Raw genomic sequence first — 17895 nt, forward strand, 5'->3', positions numbered from 1 at the left:
AAGCAAGGGTTGCTGTTAGCCTTTAGGGGAAAACAAGCATATGAACTTAAGATATAAAATATCGCTTTCTTTGATTGTAACAACCCTAGTTCCTGTCTCAATTTTGATTTTTTTTGTACTTTGGCATGTAACCAATGATGCAGAGAAAGATACCAAGCATACAATCCAAAATTATCTTCAATTAATGTCATCAAAGCTTTCCGATGAGTTTTATAGCAGTATTCGTGAAATAGAAATTTATGCTCAAATAGATCAAGTAAAGTCTTTAGACCCTGTCCAATTTCAACCAGTGTTGAAGAAAGAGCTATTACGCCAAAATGGCCGTTATGAAAAACTTTTAGTAAGTGATAAAAAAGGTCATTTATACAATACTGTGTGTGGTAATTTGGCACAAAACTATAAATGTACTTTTGATGATAATGACCCAAAATCTAAACCAAAAGTTTTGACTTCAAGAAAATATTGGCAAGAAACAGTGGGTAATAACTTATCGGAAAAAGCCGTTACCCACCTTTCTGATCCCATCATTTCGTACTCAACTGGCGTGAGCCAATTAATCATTGCAACTACAGTGTTTGATGGTAACCAACTCAAAGGCATGGTTGGTGCCTCGATAGAGTGGAATCGCATCTCCACCATGATTACTGATTTAACTCGTTCTACTTTTTCACAATTTAACTGGACACCAAAAGTCATGCTAATTAGTTCTAGCGGGACATATTGGTACCACTGGGATGAGAAAAAGCTTGTACGATTAAAGCAAAATGGAAAGGGAGAGGTGGTAAAAGATGCAAAAGGGTTACCTATTTCAGTGTCTAGCAATATCTATCAAGAACCAGAAGTAGAGCTTCATGAGTCTCATACTGCCATGATGCAAAGATTATCAGGAGTGACAGAGTTTACTTTGAAGGAAACAGGAGAAACTAACTATCTCTTCTACAGCCCTATTGCTTCAAGCCAATACTCCATTGCCTTGATGGTGTCAGAAAAAAATATTAACCAAGTATCTTATGAACTTAAAAATCTCTATGCGTTTGTTTTTGTCATCTCTTTGTGTGTGTTTATGTTGGCAGCGATATGGATAGCAAAAGCCATAACTGATCCTATTGGTCGCCTAGTAGGCCAGGCAAACAGGTTGAAAGAGGGGAATTATCAGGCAGAAAGTGACAATGCTGGTACGGGAGAGTTAAATGAGCTTTCACAAACCTTTTCACAAATGGCAAAGGTAATATTAGATAGGCAAAAACGTCTAGAAATGAGTGAAGAGAGATTCGAGTTGGCGATGAAAGGTGCCAATGATGGACTTTGGGATTGGCACCTAGATACCAATAAAGTGTATTACTCTCCTCGTTGGAAGAAGATGCTGGGTTACGATTCTGATGAGTTAACACAAGATTCAAGTACCTATTTTAATTTATTAGACAATAAGGAGCATAAGCATTTACAAGATGAAATTGAGTCGGTGAAGAGCTCTGATGAGAATACTTTCAAGTATAAGATTAGGATGCGTCATAAAAAAGGGCATTTGGTTCATATACTTACCCGTGGAGTTGTTGTTAGGGATGAAGAAGGTAATGCCATACGTTTTGTCGGCACGCACGTGGATATTACAGAGTTAACTGAGAACGAAGAAAAAATCAAAAAACTTAATTATGACTTGGAAAAAACGGTAAAAGAAAGAACACTTAAATTAGAGGTTGCCAATCGACATTTAGAAGAGCTTGCCATGTTGGATATGATGTTAAACATTGGCAATCGCAGAGGGTTAGAGCGACACCTAAACCTAATGCATACTCGATTCAAAGAAGAGGGGCAAAATTACGCTGTACTTTTATTCGATGTAGATTTTTTTAAAAAATTTAATGACTACTATGGCCACCAAGAGGGTGACAATACGCTCATTCAAGTGGTTAATTGCTTAAACGCTCAACTAGTCAAATCAGATCAAATTTATCGCTTTGGTGGTGAAGAGTTTATTTGTGTTCTGCCCGAGTCGGATTTAGAAAGGGCCTATACACAGGCAAGAAAAATGGTCAAAGAAGTGGCATCACTTCAGATTAAGCATGATAAAAGCGATTATGGTGTTGTTACTGTTAGTGTGGGTTGTGCTCAGGTTAGTGGTGGTGATGTGTCATGGGAACAGATCATTAGACGAAGTGATAAAGCTCTATATACGGCGAAGGAAAATGGTCGTAACCAAGTTTCTGATGTTTACTTAACCAGTGAAACTATTATTGATAGCAAAATGGCTTAAAGCAAAAAACTGCTTTTTATATGCTTTAAACCATTTATCTGAATGCTACTAATTAAAATACCTCTAACCAAAGTGTTTTTTAAGATACTGGTTTGCGCAATACAAGTTTAATACCTGATGCAATTCGTTTATGTCCATTAACTAAAACTATGCCCAGCATGACTAAAATAGCGCCATAGATAAAACTCATTTCAAGTGGCTCATCTAAAATCCATACTCCAAACCCAATACCAAACATGGGTGTCATAAAGGTAAACACACCAAGTTGTGAAGCTGAGTATTGCCTTAGTAACCAGAACCAAATGAGATAACTTGCAAAGGTAACAATGATTCCTTGGAAAACAAGGTTACCCATAACGGATGGTGTCAGTGAATATTGGGTTTGCCCTGTTACTATCGCCACAATAAAAATGACGACAAACGAAACAATTAACTGATACCAGAGGGTTTGTGTTGCTGGCGCTGAGGCTAAACTTGATTTACGCACAAGTACGGTTGTTGCAGCCCAAGAGATAGCACCAAAGATAGCTAATAAATCACCCCAAAGCATATTTGGCGCACTTGCTGTACCTGATTCTGCTTCTCTTAAAAGGAATGTCAGTGATATCCCAACAAAAGCAACAATAATGCCTAACCATTGCAGTGGTTTTAGTTGTTCTGATTTAACAGTGAAATGCAGACAAAAGGCGACAAAAATGGGGGCTGTATACATGAAGACAACCATGTGAGACGCCGTTGTATGCCTTAGACCTTCACCTACAAAAAAGAATTCGAGAGAGAAAAGTAAGCCTGCGATAATTCCTGGTTTGAAGGTGTTGCGATTGATTAACGACTCTTTACGCCAAAGCATGACTAAGGTTAAGAGTACGGCTGCAATACCTGACCTTAATGCAATTTGTAATACTGGCGACATATCGGACGCAACCGCTTTTACAAAGACTTGTTGTAAGCCCCAAATTAAGCTGACTAGCGCAACGATCGTTATTGCTAAACGATCAATATCTTTACGTGAATCCATCAGTTATTCCTCTTAAATGACGTGTTGCAGTATATCCATATTGGAAAAATTTAAATGTTGTGAAAAGCCGATTAACTTATTTGAAAAGACCAAACTAATATTATTGATGGCGTGAATTGCTGGGAGAGTGCCCAAAATAAACTGAAAAGCGGTGACTAAAAGCAGATAGGTCTTGATAACCCACACTATTCGCCACGATATTCACGGGGGTATCTGTATGAGCAAGCAGGCCTCTTGCTTTCGTCATGCGGATTGATAACAGATATTGGCTGGTGGTTTGGCCCGTTTCTTTTTTGAAGAGATTCTTTAGCTGGCTCACACTTAAACAGGCAACTTGGGCTAATGTTGCCAAACTTGGTGTCACACTAATATCTTTTTCAAAGTACTCTAAAACTCTCGCGATTCTGGGGTCTAGTCTTGGTATGAAGGTTTGCTCTTCTAATATCGACATGAACATTGAACCCATGGATTCATATAAATGGTTGCTGATAGGGTATTCCAGTTGTTTTTCAACATAACCACAAAATAATTGGAGTGCGGGTGGAATGCTGATAACTGGATGAGAAAGGCAGGATAAACTTGGTGGAAGTTCATCCATATCTGCCACTAAAAAGCTCGAGTTTTCATCTGGTACGAATCTGTGTTCACATCCTTTTGGAAACACAATACATTGGCCGGGACCAATACGTCCGCTACCCATTTCTGTAAAGTTATCAGCGGCTCCTCTAATGGGAATAACCAGCTGACTATAGTCGTGAAGATGTGTGTATGTAGCAAAGCTAAAAGAACGAATAAAGAGTTTTGCCGACATCATATCTCCAAAAAAATGCTAAAGAGCTAGGGTAATGCTATCAAGTAATTATATAGCGCACTTTGTTCAAAAGCTTATTTTCTTACTTGATAAGCTAGGCTGATTTCAATTTTTAGTCATTAGTTGCTATTTAATGTATGGATTCTATGTTGAGATCGGCTCACTCACTATCTCCATTGATAAAGCCAAGCGCTAATCTCATCTTTTTTAATAATCTTATTGCCTGTTTTAAGAGGTTAAAACGATCGTAGTGACAAATATCAGGAAAGCACTTTGGGCAACAGGCACAAATTAATGACTGAAACCCTTAGATGTGAGTATGACAGCCTCTTCTTATTTGTTAACAAGGATAGAGGAGGTCGTTAATCGTCAGTCTAGTGGCGTTATAGTCGGTTAACTTTGACTTTTCCTAGTAAAGTTTTAGTCTGTACATTTTTAACGAGTTAGACTGCTTTTGCTTATAGGCCATATATGATTGAAAAACTAGAGCTTCATCATCTGAAAACACTTGCTGCCTTACTTCAATTTCATAACATCTCGTTAGCGGCAGAGTCTTTAAACCTATCCCAGCAAGCAGTTAGTGCAAAGCTTAAAAGGCTAAGAAATATTCTAGGTGACAACTTATTTATAAGAGAAGGGCACGGTATTGTGCCGACACCTTATGCTAGAAGTATTCAGTCTTATGTTGAAAGCTTAATTAGTCAGCTAAATGCTTTTCCATTACCAGCTAGTAATGACATTAGTAAAATGGAACGACAAGTCGTTATTTCGGCAACGGATTATGCTCAAGCCGTTATTTTACCTAAATTAATTAATAAGCTAAGGCAAGTCGCACCTTTGGTAAAGGTGATTGTTTGTAATATTGAAGTGGCAGCGCTTACTAAAAAAATGAGTCAAGGAGACATCGACTTAGCCTTGACGACCTCAGGTTACGTACCTGATGGTTTGATCTCGACCCCTTTGTTTATTGAAAGATATGTCTGCGTTGAAGCTGATTTAGACAAAATTAGCAAAGATACTGTAAACAGGGAGGGAAATCCGCAACCTCCAACGACAGTGAAGGACTTAGTGCAACGGGATTTTGTAGTGGTAAACCCAGGAACAGCCAGTTTAACAGGGTCAGCAGAGGCTTGGTTCTCACAACAAGGTATGACTCGACATGTGAGTGTATCTGCCCCAACATTTTATATGGCGCAAGAGTATATTAAAGCCTCTGATATGGTGGGCTTTATACCATCAAGACTTTTGCCTATCACTGGCTTAAGAGTGATTGAATTGGAAAAAACGCCCCCAGGTTATCAAGTCGTCGCAGCCTATCATGCCAAGGTTAAAAATGATGAACTGATTCGCTTTTTATTAGAGGCTAGCTTATTAGATAACCCAGAATTTGAGGGCTAGCCTGTGAGTTAACAACCTAGGCTTGTATCCGTTACCTCTTGAGCTTGATTGTTGCTGACTGCCATTAAATTTATGCTTTATTTTTAAATATTAAAGATAGGTTTAACAGAAATGGCTATTTTAAAAATTAATCCCATAAGCCTGTATGATGGCTCTCAAAACGGTTTATCTCATGCTGCGGTTGCTACTAAATTAGGGCTTGTTTTTGTTTCTGGTCAAGTGGATTGGTCAAAAGATTTTGCAGTGACAAATACTAGTATGGCAGGTCAAGCCGAGGCAGCAATGGAAAATTTAACAACAGTGCTTGAGGAGTCTGGCTCATCTATTGATGACCTACTTCAAGTACGCATTTATGTTAAGGGCGAGGTATCGGACCATATGGAGGCATTAGGGCCTGTTTTAAGTAAATTTATTGCTAAAGCTCGTCCTGCATTAACGGGTGTTGGCGTGACTTCGCTGGCTAGTCCCGACCTTTTAATTGAGATTGAGGCTATTGCTCAATTAACAGACTAGGCATAAGAAATACCTTGGAATAAATATATTAATCTCTTGCTGACAGTCTGACTTTTTACTATAAAACTTTGCCTTTATTAGCTAGCTTATGCTCTTATTACTGCCTAATGCAAAAAGATTAAAATCAATTTGTAAGAGGTAAAAAATGAAAGGAATCATAATTGGCGCAGGTATTGGTGGGCTAACAACAGCCATAGCGCTTGAGTCTCAAGGTAAAGGCATTGAGACTCAAATATTTGAAGCGGCCCCAGAACTTAGTGTCAAAGGCGCCGGAATATTAATCCCACCCAATGCCATGGCTGTTTTAGCTCAATATAACTTGGTTGAGCAATTAAAGCCTTTTGCTCAGCCGATTCAATCTATGGTGATTATGAATGTAAACGGAGAAACGCTTTCCTCTTCGTCGACGGATTATGCTTACCACGGAAAAAGCTTTCAAACCCATGCAATCCATAGGGGAGAGCTGCAAAAAATCCTGCTAAATAAGCTTAGTAATAAGCAGATAAAACTTGACCATAAGTGTGAAAAACTTAACGTTGAAACCAATAAGGTGAAAGTCGACTTTCTCAATAGCAGTAAAGCCAGTGCTGACTTTGTAATTGGTGCTGATGGACTTAGATCCAAGGTTAGAAACAGTTTATTTCCTAGTGCTTCTGCTCAAAGCAATCTGAGATATTCTGGTCAAGTGTGTTGGCGAGGTATTGCCAATATTGAGATTGATGCAAGGTGGCGCTCTCAGCTTACCGAGATTTGGGGGCAAGGCTCTCGGTTTGGTTTTGTCAAAATTGCGCCTGAGCAAGTCTACTGGTATGCAACGCAGTATCAAAAGGCCCCTTTAGATCAGAATGTTGACTCACAAACTCTGGTCAAACACTTTTCCCATTATCCTTCCCCAGTGCAAGCTTTGCTGGAAAGCACCCAACCAAACCAGATTATTCAAGATCATATATATGACCTAGCGCCCTTATCAAACTGGTCAGACAGAAATGTCGTATTAGTAGGGGATGCGGCTCATGCAAGTACACCTAATTTAGGGCAAGGAGGCGCTCAAGCCATTGAAGATGCCTACCTATTAGCTAAAACATTATCATCTGCTATCAGTCAGTATCAGGATGTTGAAACTGCATTCAAGCGGTTTGAACAAGGGCGACGAAAGAAAGTAGACAGCCTAGTAAAGGCCGCTTGGCAAATAGGCCAAGTAACAAACCTATCGAACCCAGTCGCCTGCTATATGCGTGATACTGCGGTTAAACATATGTCGAAATTCATGATGCAGAAAAATACCCAGCAAATGTACGCATGGCCTTAAAGGTTTAATTTCATAAAAGGAATAAATGCAGAGAAACGGCTCTTCATTCATTCCTTTTGTGTTTATTGGTTTGATGAGTTGTATGCTGAGTGATTAATATCAATGAGAAATCTAGCGTTAAAGAGGACTTAATTACTCGCTTCTGACTTTATCCAATCTATAAAGCTTTGAACTATAGGCCGTTTAAAATGATGATCTGGTGCAACAGCATAATAACTATACTTCAACGGAACACGAATCTCACTCAAGGCAACAAGTTGCTTACTTCTGATTTCATTATCAATCAGTTGTTGCCATCCAAGAGCAATGCCTTGTCCCGCAATTGCCGCATTAAATAAAGGTGCAAGATGATTAAACGAGGTACTTGCTTGCTGAGTATTTAAAGTAAGGCCTGCTTGATTGAACCATCCTGTCCAAGTTAAACCGCCTGGTTTATCTTCGTTAAAGCCTAAATATGTAAGCCTTCTTGTTTTAGGTGATATTAGTAAGTCTTGTACATTCATTAATAGATCAGGTGATTGTTCAATCAGCATAGGGGAACACACAGGGGTTGCCCATTCAGCCATCAGAAACTCACTCCTTAAACCAATAAATTCTCCGCTCCCAAAGTGAATATGAAGGTCTATGGCTTGTTGATTAAAATCGACCAATGCATCTTGATCTAAAAGTGATAGTTCAATATCTGGATGCTTTTTATAAAATCGATTCAGCCTTGGAACTAACCACTGCTGAACCACCGCAGGTATGGCCGCAATACTCAGAGTCTGTTTTGACGTATTAACAGCAGATTGCAGGCCTTGCTCTAATTGGTGCATGGCTTGGGATGCATATTCAGCTAACTCTTGTCCTGCATGGGTAAGTTCAACGCCTCTTGATCGACGAATAAACAGGCTGACCTCTAGTTGCTGTTCTAATAATTTCATCTGATGACTGACTGCGCTTGGGCTTATACAAAGTTGCTCAGCAGCAAGGCTATGTGAGCCATGGTAGGCAACACAAGCAAAGGTACGCAATGAAGCGAGTGAGATACGAGATAAAATCATGATATGAGTTTAAGTTAACTAAGGTGTAAGAATTGTCGCTTGTTTAAGGCTGTATTCCAACTTAAATTGCGATCTGAACTCCAATGTTAGCCGTTTAAAGCGCTTTTTTTAATCTCTTATGCGAGACACTTTTATGATAAATGAAACAACAAATCCCAATATGAGCGAGCTTATCGCCAAAACTCCAACTCCTCCATATTTTGCAGTGATTTTTACTTCATGCCGCAGGCAAGGTGACAAAGGTTATAACGCAATGGCTAAAAAAATGGTTGAGTTAGCCTCAATTCAAGCAGGTTTTTTAGGTATCGAGTCAGCCCGTGAAGAGGTGGGTATTACCGTGTCTTATTGGGACAACCTAGCCTCTATTAAAAACTGGAAAGCCAATGTCGATCACCTAGAAGCTCAGAAATTAGGGCGTACACTATGGTATGACGCATTTAAAGTAAGGGTCTGCAAAGTTGAAAGGGATTATTAAACTGAGGCGAGATAAATTCGACGTGTAAAAACAGATAGGAGTTTGTTTATGAAAAGCTCCTATCCACCCTATTAAAAGCTTTAAATCTAAATCACCTTCTAATTAATTTAGTACAAGAAATACCAACTAAAAGTCACACTCTTTAAGAAAAGAGCCTCTCAGATTTTATATTTTTTAAGACTTCTGGTGTCAAATTCGAACAAGCTATTTAGGCAAGTTTCTCCAGCTTAAACACATATTTTTCGCCAAGAGTGTCTTAGCAGTCACTTTCTATTCTTTTATTTTCAAAAAACAAATGTCTTTTTACTTTCTCTTATTAAACTTTAAAAGTGTTTTTTTATTTTTATTTATCAATACCTTAAAAAGGTTTTTCGTTTTTTCTATCGCCTCAATACTGGGTTATTAGTGTGAATGAAATATAAAATGCAACCGTATCGCGGTTGACATGTATCGTTTTGCGGTACAGTATTTGTTGCAAGACTAGCTAAAAAGAGTCGTTTATCCATTTGTTAATTACGTTTCTTTTTAAGCACCAAAATAAAAATAAGAGCAATAGATAATGCAAAATATAAACACAATCGCCGTTATCGGCGCAGGTCTTATGGGCGCTGGCATTGCACAGGTTTTTGCTAGCCAAGGTAAGCTGGTTAGGGTTTATGACCCTGTTGAATCTTCGTTGAAAAGCCTAGTTGATCGTCTGCGTCAGAATTTAGACTTGGTAAAAGAACCTCATGATTGTCTTGAGAATCTTATCGTTTCAAACAGTCTTGCGGAGACGGTTGATGAAGCTGATATTGTATTCGAAGCCGCGCCAGAGCAGCTTGAGGTCAAACGCGCCATTTTCCGAGAGTTACTTCCTTTAGTTAAAGAGAATGCCATTCTGGCAAGCAATACCTCTGTTATTCCCATTAAAGAAATAGGCCAAGACTTGGACCATAAAGGCCGTCTTGTTGGAACCCATTGGTGGAACCCTGCTTATCTCATTCCGCTTGTTGAAGTTGTTCAGTCAGAAACAACCAGTGATTGGGTTGTTGATCAAACAATTGCCCTGTTAGAGCAGGTCGGTAAGAAGCCAGTACATGTCAAAAAAGATGTTGCGGGTTTTGTAGGTAACCGCCTTCAGCATGCCTTATGGCGCGAAGCTATCGCTTTAATCAATGACGGTGTTTGTGACGCTGAAACCGTCGATGTGGTTGTTAAAAACTCATTTGGTTTACGTCTGCCTGTACTAGGCCCTATTGAAAATAGTGATTTGGTTGGCTTGGATCTTACTTTAGATATTCACAATGTCATTTTGAAGGGTATCAACCGTGACGAGACTCCGTCACCACTTTTACAAGAAAAAGTAGCAAGTGGCGAGCTGGGGATGAAAACAGGTCGTGGCTTCATGTCATGGTCAGAACAAGATGCTAAACAAGTGAGATCAGACCTCGTTGACTACCTATTAAAGGTGAATCAAACCCAGAAAAGCTAAGCCTTATATTTCTATTCTGGTGGTTCAGAAAGGCCACCCTTAACTCAACCTATTTCAAGATCGAGGTTCACCATGTCACTTGAAGATAAAGTTATTTTAACCGTTGCATGTACCGGGGCTTGGCCCAAAAAAACCGATTCACCTTATGTGCCATTAACACCGCAGGAAGAAGCGGATGAGATAGTACTTTGTGGTGAAGCAGGAGCCTCAATTGCGCATATTCATGTTCGAGACGATGAGCATAACGCATCCATGGATTTTGATAAGTTCGCTGAAACTGTCGAGCTAGTTCGCTCTCGTTCAGACATAGTGATTAATCTCACCACATCTGGCGGTCTTGGGTTGGATGATGAAACCCGCATGCGACCTTTTCAAGAGTTACGTCCAGAAATAGCCTCTTTTGATGCTGGCACTATGAACTGGGCTCACTCAACCATCTTCGAAAATAGCCCTAAATTTCTAGAGAAACTTGCAGTCGCAATGGCTGATTGTCATGTGAAACCTGAGATTGAAATTTTTGATGTGGGCATGATTTACAACCTGCTTTATTACATCAAAAAAGGGCTGATTCAAACCCCTCCACATATTCAGTTTGTACTAGGTGCACCAGGTGGCATGACGGCGGAAGTGAAAAATCTCATGTTTCTACTGAGTGTTTGCAAAGACAACCTTGGTGACAATTTTACTTGGTCTGCACTGGGGATTGGCCGTGGTCATCTTCCCATTATGTATGCCGCTCTGGCCCTTGGTGGAAATGTTCGTGTGGGCATGGAAGACAACATCTTTTATCGAAAAGGCCAGTTAGCGAAATCAAACACTGAGTTTGTTGAGCGCACCAAGCGAATGGTGGCAGAGCTAGATAAAGCAATCGCGACCCCAGATGAAACACGACAGATTTTGAGCTTACAAAACACCCCCGAGATGTTGCTGGCTCGCACTTAAGGTTTCACTAAAAACAATTAATCATCCACCAAATTAAGGTGGTTAATCATCTAATTTCACTATGCAGGAGAGAAATTATGGGTAAGAAAGTACTTGTTGATTTAAGCCATCCATTTGGCCCTAACATGCCAGTTTGGCCTTATTTTAAAAAACCAGACATAGATACTGTGCATGGTATCGCCAAATCTGGCGTGCTAACACAATCACTCAAAATTGTGATGCATTGTGGTACCCATGCTGATTCGCCACGCCATGTTATGGATAAAGAATTCGATGGAAGGCGTGCTCGATATACTCACGAAATGGAGCTGGATGAGTATTATGGCGATGCTGTTTGCCTGGATATTAAAACCCATGTTTGGGGATTAATAACCGCCGAAGATCTTGATGATGCCGTCCGAAGAGCTGGTATGAAGAACGAAGAGCTAGAAGGCATGATAGTGATTCTAAGAACGGGTATGCACCTAAATTGGGATGACTCAAAAGACTACTTCCACTATGCCACAGGTTGTGGTGTAGAAGCAGGGCATTGGTTCGTGAAACACAAGGTGAAAACTGTGGGTATGGACCAACAAGCTCTAGACCATCCTCTACATACTTCTATGGGGCGTAATGGCATTCCTATGAATCTCATGGGTAAAAGTGGCAAACCTATTGTTGATGAGTTTATCGAAAAGTTTGGTGAAGGTGCTTACGCCTGGTTCGAAAAAGACCACTTTATCAAACTCCATGGAGAGTCTGCCTATTATGAGTTGTACGGTGAAATTGAAGAAAAAGCAGGCACAGGGGGAACTTGGGAGCCTTGTCATAAGCTCATGCTTGGTAATGGTATTACCGGTTGGGAAAATGTCGGTGGCGATTTGGAAAAAGTAGTAGGCAAACGCTTTAAGATCATGGGTTTCCCAATACGTTGGGTAGAAGGGGATGGCTCTATGGTACGCCTAGTCGCTGAAATTGATGAAGACGATTTAAATGATGTACCAACCCGAGTTTACCCATACGGTGATCACTAGGTTATTACCAAATTAAGAAAGAACCCTAAAGGTGAGCTTAATAAAATATTGGGCTCATCTCATTTAATTCGCGATCAATGAGGTGATAAAGAATGAAAAAAGTATCACTCGATAAGGTTCAGCCTTATAACCCTCCAGCCCACTTTGATATGACTGCGCTTAAACTTCAAGGCAAAGAAGAAACTGGGATTACTCAGTTTTGGCAAGGTCTGTCTTACTTTTTACCTAAAGGCGGTGCTGAGATGCAGTATGAAAAAGACAGCTTCGGAGCCGAGTTTGAAAAAACCTATTTCATCGTAAAAGGCGAGCTGACAGTAACCAGTGCTGGTGGTGAATCCCTTGTCTTAGTAGAAGGGGACTCGATTGCCATATACCCGAATGAAGGTCGTAGTGTGTTGAATCATACCAATAAAACGACAACGGCTTTGGTGACGGTATCGACACATTAAGTTCCTCCAAAACCTAAATATCAGACTAAGAAAAATAAAAAGTGAGTCAATTATGTCTATGACAGAAACCTGGAGTAATACTTTTGCTCTTAATATATTCAATCTAAAAGAAAAGGTGGTTGTCATCACAGGGGGCAATGGCACCCTAGGAGCGGCATACGCTCAAGCTTTTGCGCTACATGGTGCAAAAGTCGTGGTGACGGCAAGAAACATGTCTACTCTTGAAGAAACCGTGGCTAGTGTCAAACGAGTGGGAGGAGATTGTATTGCCATTGCATCAGACGTAACCGACTCTGTTGGATTGCAAAGCTTAGTGGAAAAAATCGATCAAGATTTTGGGAAAATAGATATCTTGATTAACAATGCCGGCATGGCTTTTAGGGCAGCAGCAGAGGAAATGCCCGCCGATAAATTTAATCAAGTCATGCAGGTGAATGTCACAGGCACATTGATTCCATGCCAAGTATTTGGACGATACTTTATGCAACAAGGGCATGGCAAGATAGTTAACACTTCTTCAGTAAGAGGCTTTAGTGGCCATCCTGATGGTTATACTGCCTATGCGGCATCAAAGGCTGCAGTGGATAATCTCACTAAACAGCTTGCAACCGAATGGGCGTTTAAAGGTAGTGAGGCTGGTTTTAATATTAACGTGAATGCGATCGCACCGACGTTAGTTAAGTCTCCTCTTACTCAAGAAATTTGTGAAGATCCTATTCGAATCGCCCCATTTTTATCTCGCCTTCCTATGGGGCGTGTGGCTGAAACCCATGACATGATAGGAACGGTTCTTTTCCTTTCTGCCCCCGCATCTGACTTTATGAATGGTCAAACACTTTATGTTGATGGAGGTTGTACCGCCGGTTAATCCTTCGGCATTTGATCACCTATTCTTAATGAATAAATAACCAAGGAAGTGGCGAACGCAGTATTCCCGTCTCAGTGTGTGATGATTTGTTTTATCAGACTGAGAAGAGGAAACTAAAACCTCACTTCCCTACAGATAAAATAAAAATAATATTATCGAGGTTTAGTATGAGCAGTATATTACTCATGGTACTTATCTATAACATCTTTGTGATTGGTGGAATAGGCTGGTATCTAAGATGGAAAGAAAAGCAAACTCACTCAATTACTGATATGGCTTTAGGGGGGCGTGATGCAGGTATTGCTATGTTTTCTGTCACTATCGCGATTACCTATCTTGGCTCTGCCCACGTATACGGGTTAATGGAAATGTCCTTTGTGTTGGGTGCAGTTGCGCTTTGGTTCTGCTTTGCACATACCATATTAATTTGTGTTATTTGCTTAGGAACAGGGCGTTGGATTCGCCGAATAGGCACATCAACCATTCCTGAATTGATTGGCAAGCTTTATAACAAGCGGTTAAGAACCTATACCGCCTGTGTTGGTGCCATGGTTGTATTTGGGCTTGTGACGCTTGAAACTCAAACACTGGGCATAGGTATTTCTGCTATGTCAGATTGGTCATTAGGTTGGTCATCTGTTCTGGGGGCCGCTATAGGCACTGCATATGTTTGTATGGGTGGAATCAAGCAGACTATGTGGGTCAACTTGATCAATGCCATTGTCATGTATACCTCTATTATCATTGCAGGTATTTATCTTGCCTTTGTTATTCCCGGCGGTTGGGAGGGGGTGACAGCGCATTATGTTGAGAATGATCAAGCGTTTAAATTATCCATTTTAGGGACGCCAGATCTGTTAGTTGGCTTTGCATTGGCGGCGATTTTCTCAGTGGTGTTTTCTCAATCTGTTAACCAGCAAGGCATGCAATCTGCAATGTCTGCAAAAGATGAAAAGGTCATCAAGCGTTCATTATGGATAGCTGCACCCATAAACGGCATGTTTGGGGTATTTCCTGTGCTGGTGGGGCTAGCAGCGGCTACTATTCCTGAATTTGCTGCTTTAGGTCCAAAGTTAGCAGGGGCAACCATGATAGTTGAGCTTTTACCTTCATGGTTGGTGGTTTTACTTCAAGCGGGCTTTTTAGGTGCTTTGCTTTCAACCTTTGCCATGTCAGCGCTTGCGCCAGCAACCATCTTTGCTAAAGACATCGTTGGAGCGAATGTTAAAGGTGGGTTATCCGCTAAAATGGAGCAAAGTGTGATCCGTAATGTGATCATTCTAATTGGTATCATTGCAGCTAGTATGACCTTTTTCTTCCAACCAAATGTTATTTTGGCAATTACTTGGTTATTTGCTTGGTTAGTACCCTTCTTCTTTATCATAGTGACAGGCCTGTATTGGAAGCGCCATTCAGGTGTAGCCCTTATGGTTGTCTTATCTGCATGGATAGTGAACCTGCTATGGTCCTTTAGTGATATTAAGCACAGCATAGGTTTAGCTGCATTTGAAAATGCTCATATCGTTGCGATTGTTTCTTTGTTAACCACCTTGATAGGTAATGCCTTAGTGACTCATGCAAAACCCGGTTTATTCAGAGAGTCGAAAGACGCAAAACAACCTCTAACAGCACAAGCTTAATTGGATAGGAGAAAAGTAATGAATTTTGCGACAGAACTACTACTTATTTCGTTTGTTACTATTATGGGCATCGTCTTGGCGTCGATTTTAGTGTCTAAAATTATTGAGAAACTAGGAGCTTAATCATGAGTCTTGATGCAGGTACTGAGCTATGGATGTTAGGCGTGATCGCTTTTGGTGTCGTTTTTTACCTAGTCTCCCTTTATTACTCGAAAACTCTTTCTAAAGAAGAGTCGAATGACGAGCTTAAAGAGATGTCTAACAAAGAATAATTAGGTGCAAGCAAGGAATAAAAATGCCTTTCTTAGAGATAAGAAAGGCATTTTTATATGTAGGAATGAAACAATCAGTAAGTCAGAAAAGTTAAGAAACCTTACCTAACGCCACTTCTATAATATTACAGTACTTTAATAAGATTTTAGCTAACTTGTCTTCATTTCCATAAAAACGAACAGAAGGCACAGGAATAGATAAAGCTAGGTTTTGCCCGTATGGTCCAGAAATACAAGCTCCCACAGCGCATAAGCCTTGATGGTGTTCTTCTAAATCAAAGGCTACGCCCGTTTTACGAATCTTATTAATATCTTCTTGAAGTTCATTTTCTTCAACTAAGGTTTTGTTGGTAGAACGTTCAAGAGGGTAGGTAAGTAACTTATTAATCTCATCATCACTCATGGCCGCTAGAACGGCTTTGCCATTGGCACAGCTATGGATAGGGAAGGGCTGACCGACAGCCGAAACGGCCATTAGCCTTTGCTTTTCAGTGATAATTTGATCGATGAAAATCATGGATGAGCCATCATGGACGGATAGATCAACGGTTTCTTCAATTTCATCCGAAAGCTGTTTCATATAGGGCAAAATGACCCTATCAATATCCGCTTTAGCCGCTGATCCAAGCGATACTAAACCTGGACCGAGCCTTACTCTTCCTGTAGGTGAGGCAGCAATGACAAAGCGTTCTTCATCTAATGCATAGACGATACGCTGCACCGTTGAACGTGCTAAACCGAGCGCTTTTGCAATGGCGCCTAAACTAAGGCCATCAGGCTGATTTTCTAGCACACGTAAAATGGCTGCTGCTCGTGCAATTACTTGAACGCCTTGGCGAGAGCTGCTTTCTTTTTCCATAATTTTTCTTTTATCTTATTAATTTTTAATCATTTTATGATTTGGCATCATAACATAGTGAGTATTTATCAGGCAGAACTAAATCTCAATCCAGTTCCGTTTTAATAAGGTTTCATCTTGGCTTAATCGATACAAATCTAAATTGAGTTGGACCTAGCCTAAACGGCAGGGCCCAAAGCCAAAAAATTACCTTTTTAATCAAATCGACATAGATTTATCATCTTAAGTTTTTGCTTATTGAGATAGCTTAAGTACTTGCTGAGTATAAAAATCATAAGCTGCTTGTCCATCGATTCCCCTGCTGTTTGCTTTCTCAATCCAAGCTTGTGTCATAGGTAAGGATGCTTGTTTCAACGCCGCTTCAAAGCTTGGGTCGGCATCGATAATAGTCACTCCTTTTGCTTCAAACTTATTAAAGGCTGCTTGCGTCGTGTCTTGCCAATAACCAGAGGCTAGTTGAGCAAAGCTTTCACCGCTTACTGAAGAGAGTGCTGTTCTATCTTCAGGAGATAATCCTTGCCAAACGGCTTTATTCATCACTAAAGAGAAGCCACTTGCATACACATTGTGTTTAAAGCGCGTCATAGATTTTGTATAAGGAAAGAGTTTAAACGCGCTGACATCGCCTGGGTCTAAGCCTATGTGGCCATTAACCACGCCTGTGCTGATTACTTCACTCGCTCTTACTGGCGGAATAGCAATGACTTTAGCACCTACTTGGTTCATTAGGGTTTCTAGTACACCGGGTAAAGACCAAAGGGTGCGAGACCTTAGTTCTGACATTGAATTTATGGGGTGTTCTGTTTGGCTATATAATTCAGCAGGTGAAATCACCCATTGCGATAAAAGGTGAATTTGGTTTAACTCGTCTGGAAAAAACTTTCGGTTGGTTTGCCATAAAGCAGATGACATGGCTCTGGCATCATTGGATGCAACAAAAGGCGTCATAGCAACGAGTGCGCCTGTCGTTTGCTCAGGTATAAAACCATTAAATTGCACCGCGACATCTATGATACCTGCTTCAACCGCTTGAACCTGCTCCTCTGGGCTGGCAGCTGAGCTTGCCAAAACCTTACCTTTTACCCTTCCTTGGGACGCTTTTTCGACCTGCTTCAGCCAAGTGGGTAATACTTCTTGGCAAACTATATGTTGCGCTGGCCAAAAACAATTGACCTTGAGTTCTGTGGCATAACTTGAATTTAGCCAAAATACGCTAGTAACCGATGAAAGAGTAATCGCTGAAATTTTAATATGGTTTTTCATTATTGTTTTCCCATAGTTAAAAATGTTGAAAGACACTTGCTGTAAATTGAATCATTAAACCATATTGCGGTTTATATGTATTGTATTGCGGTTAAATAAAGTTTATCAAATTTCTTAATAATTGTTTTATATGGCTTATTTTTTCTTACAAGAGGGCTGAATTTTCATAAAAGGTGTATTAAAGAGTAGGAGCACAGGCAAAACGTTTTGTCGAAGAGTTACAAAATGAGGTGTATCAAACCGGTGTTTTCTATGCGAGTAAAAAAGGGCTAACAGGTCCAATTGGCGAGCAAG

The 17895-nt window shown here is 40.3% G+C and carries 17 protein-coding genes; 12 read left to right on the forward strand and 5 right to left on the reverse strand.

Annotated elements, in window-relative coordinates:
• Positions 1–40: 40 nt before the first annotated feature.
• Entirely contained in the window at positions 41–2254 is a 2214-nt protein-coding gene (locus Q0A08_RS01805; protein WP_438464434.1) for a diguanylate cyclase, read from the forward strand.
• A gap of 79 nt (positions 2255–2333) precedes the next feature.
• Here Q0A08_RS01805 and Q0A08_RS01810 read toward each other — a convergent pair whose 3' ends face one another.
• Both Q0A08_RS01810 and Q0A08_RS01815 read right to left on the reverse strand, forming a co-directional pair.
• Entirely contained in the window at positions 2334–3272 is a 939-nt protein-coding gene (locus tag Q0A08_RS01810; protein ID WP_438464435.1) for a DMT family transporter, read from the reverse strand.
• A 100-nt stretch (positions 3273–3372) separates the two neighbouring features.
• Positions 3373–4083, reverse strand: coding sequence for a helix-turn-helix domain-containing protein (locus Q0A08_RS01815; RefSeq protein ID WP_438464436.1), 711 nt, complete (start codon positions 4081–4083; stop codon positions 3373–3375).
• Between the two features lie 471 nt (positions 4084–4554).
• Here Q0A08_RS01815 and Q0A08_RS01820 point away from each other — a divergent pair, with 471 nt between their 5' ends.
• The 3 genes from Q0A08_RS01820 (at position 4555) to Q0A08_RS01830 (ending at position 7303) form a co-directional block, all read left to right on the forward strand.
• Entirely contained in the window at positions 4555–5481 is a 927-nt protein-coding gene (locus Q0A08_RS01820; RefSeq protein ID WP_438464437.1) for a LysR family transcriptional regulator, read from the forward strand.
• A 111-nt stretch (positions 5482–5592) separates the two neighbouring features.
• The gene (locus tag Q0A08_RS01825) at positions 5593–5994 is read left to right on the forward strand and encodes a RidA family protein (protein ID WP_438464438.1); all 402 of its coding nucleotides are present in this window, start codon (positions 5593–5595) and stop codon (positions 5992–5994) included.
• A 145-nt stretch (positions 5995–6139) separates the two neighbouring features.
• A complete protein-coding gene (locus tag Q0A08_RS01830) occupies positions 6140–7303 on the forward strand; it encodes an FAD-dependent monooxygenase (protein ID WP_438464439.1) in 1164 nt (387 codons plus the stop codon).
• Between the two features lie 128 nt (positions 7304–7431).
• Here the strand turns inward: Q0A08_RS01830 and Q0A08_RS01835 are convergent, their stop codons facing one another.
• Positions 7432–8346 (reverse strand): LysR substrate-binding domain-containing protein, encoded by a 915-nt coding sequence (locus Q0A08_RS01835; protein WP_438464440.1) that lies wholly within the window; start codon positions 8344–8346, stop codon positions 7432–7434.
• A 253-nt stretch (positions 8347–8599) separates the two neighbouring features.
• On the opposite strand from Q0A08_RS01835, the gene Q0A08_RS01840 reads away from it, so the two are divergent.
• The 8 genes from Q0A08_RS01840 to Q0A08_RS01875 all read left to right on the forward strand — a co-directional run bounded on the left by Q0A08_RS01840 (position 8600) and on the right by Q0A08_RS01875 (position 15479).
• On the forward strand, positions 8600–8821 hold the full coding sequence (locus tag Q0A08_RS01840; RefSeq protein WP_438464441.1) for an antibiotic biosynthesis monooxygenase family protein: 222 nt from the start codon (positions 8600–8602) through the stop codon (positions 8819–8821).
• A gap of 559 nt (positions 8822–9380) precedes the next feature.
• On the forward strand, positions 9381–10295 hold the full coding sequence (locus tag Q0A08_RS01845) for a 3-hydroxyacyl-CoA dehydrogenase family protein (RefSeq protein WP_438464442.1): 915 nt from the start codon (positions 9381–9383) through the stop codon (positions 10293–10295).
• A gap of 72 nt (positions 10296–10367) precedes the next feature.
• Positions 10368–11237 carry a 3-keto-5-aminohexanoate cleavage protein gene (locus Q0A08_RS01850; RefSeq protein ID WP_438464443.1) on the forward strand — a complete coding sequence of 290 codons (870 nt, stop codon included), beginning with the start codon at positions 10368–10370 and terminating at the stop codon, positions 11235–11237.
• Positions 11238–11314: 77 nt separating this feature from the next.
• Complete coding sequence (locus Q0A08_RS01855) at positions 11315–12250, forward strand: cyclase family protein (RefSeq protein WP_438464444.1); 936 nt, start codon at positions 11315–11317, stop codon at positions 12248–12250.
• Between the two features lie 92 nt (positions 12251–12342).
• A complete protein-coding gene (locus Q0A08_RS01860) occupies positions 12343–12699 on the forward strand; it encodes a cupin domain-containing protein (protein ID WP_438464445.1) in 357 nt (118 codons plus the stop codon).
• A 52-nt stretch (positions 12700–12751) separates the two neighbouring features.
• Positions 12752–13567 carry an SDR family NAD(P)-dependent oxidoreductase gene (locus tag Q0A08_RS01865; protein ID WP_438464446.1) on the forward strand — a complete coding sequence of 272 codons (816 nt, stop codon included), beginning with the start codon at positions 12752–12754 and terminating at the stop codon, positions 13565–13567.
• A gap of 167 nt (positions 13568–13734) precedes the next feature.
• Complete coding sequence (locus tag Q0A08_RS01870) at positions 13735–15207, forward strand: sodium:solute symporter family protein (RefSeq protein ID WP_438464447.1); 1473 nt, start codon at positions 13735–13737, stop codon at positions 15205–15207.
• Between the two features lie 125 nt (positions 15208–15332).
• Positions 15333–15479, forward strand: a complete 147-nt coding sequence (locus tag Q0A08_RS01875; protein WP_438464448.1) for a hypothetical protein — start codon at positions 15333–15335, stop codon at positions 15477–15479.
• A 91-nt stretch (positions 15480–15570) separates the two neighbouring features.
• Here Q0A08_RS01875 and Q0A08_RS01880 read toward each other — a convergent pair whose 3' ends face one another.
• On the reverse strand, positions 15571–16338 hold the full coding sequence (locus tag Q0A08_RS01880; RefSeq protein ID WP_438464449.1) for an IclR family transcriptional regulator: 768 nt from the start codon (positions 16336–16338) through the stop codon (positions 15571–15573).
• Positions 16339–16572: 234 nt separating this feature from the next.
• A complete protein-coding gene (locus tag Q0A08_RS01885) occupies positions 16573–17601 on the reverse strand; it encodes a TRAP transporter substrate-binding protein (RefSeq protein WP_438464450.1) in 1029 nt (342 codons plus the stop codon).
• Positions 17602–17895: the final 294 nt, after the last annotated feature.

This window comes from Marinomonas sp. PE14-40, from assembly GCF_051623805.1.
Lineage (GTDB): Bacteria > Pseudomonadota > Gammaproteobacteria > Pseudomonadales > Marinomonadaceae > Marinomonas.

Bases quoted from the DNA above. Each gene is read 5' to 3' on its own strand.
- Q0A08_RS01805 (WP_438464434.1), top strand. From the start codon at position 41: ATGAACTTAAGATATAAAATATCGCTTTCTTTGATTGTAACAACCCTA.
- Q0A08_RS01810 (WP_438464435.1), bottom strand. From the start codon at position 3,272: ATGGATTCACGTAAAGATATTGATCGTTTAGCAATAACGATCGTTGCG.
- Q0A08_RS01815 (WP_438464436.1), bottom strand. From the start codon at position 4,083: ATGTCGGCAAAACTCTTTATTCGTTCTTTTAGCTTTGCTACATACACA.
- Q0A08_RS01820 (WP_438464437.1), top strand. From the start codon at position 4,555: ATGATTGAAAAACTAGAGCTTCATCATCTGAAAACACTTGCTGCCTTA.
- Q0A08_RS01825 (WP_438464438.1), top strand. From the start codon at position 5,593: ATGGCTATTTTAAAAATTAATCCCATAAGCCTGTATGATGGCTCTCAA.
- Q0A08_RS01830 (WP_438464439.1), top strand. From the start codon at position 6,140: ATGAAAGGAATCATAATTGGCGCAGGTATTGGTGGGCTAACAACAGCC.
- Q0A08_RS01835 (WP_438464440.1), bottom strand. From the start codon at position 8,346: ATGATTTTATCTCGTATCTCACTCGCTTCATTGCGTACCTTTGCTTGT.
- Q0A08_RS01840 (WP_438464441.1), top strand. From the start codon at position 8,600: ATGGCTAAAAAAATGGTTGAGTTAGCCTCAATTCAAGCAGGTTTTTTA.
- Q0A08_RS01845 (WP_438464442.1), top strand. From the start codon at position 9,381: ATGCAAAATATAAACACAATCGCCGTTATCGGCGCAGGTCTTATGGGC.
- Q0A08_RS01850 (WP_438464443.1), top strand. From the start codon at position 10,368: ATGTCACTTGAAGATAAAGTTATTTTAACCGTTGCATGTACCGGGGCT.
- Q0A08_RS01855 (WP_438464444.1), top strand. From the start codon at position 11,315: ATGGGTAAGAAAGTACTTGTTGATTTAAGCCATCCATTTGGCCCTAAC.
- Q0A08_RS01860 (WP_438464445.1), top strand. From the start codon at position 12,343: ATGAAAAAAGTATCACTCGATAAGGTTCAGCCTTATAACCCTCCAGCC.
- Q0A08_RS01865 (WP_438464446.1), top strand. From the start codon at position 12,752: ATGTCTATGACAGAAACCTGGAGTAATACTTTTGCTCTTAATATATTC.
- Q0A08_RS01870 (WP_438464447.1), top strand. From the start codon at position 13,735: ATGAGCAGTATATTACTCATGGTACTTATCTATAACATCTTTGTGATT.
- Q0A08_RS01875 (WP_438464448.1), top strand. From the start codon at position 15,333: ATGAGTCTTGATGCAGGTACTGAGCTATGGATGTTAGGCGTGATCGCT.
- Q0A08_RS01880 (WP_438464449.1), bottom strand. From the start codon at position 16,338: ATGGAAAAAGAAAGCAGCTCTCGCCAAGGCGTTCAAGTAATTGCACGA.
- Q0A08_RS01885 (WP_438464450.1), bottom strand. From the start codon at position 17,601: ATGAAAAACCATATTAAAATTTCAGCGATTACTCTTTCATCGGTTACT.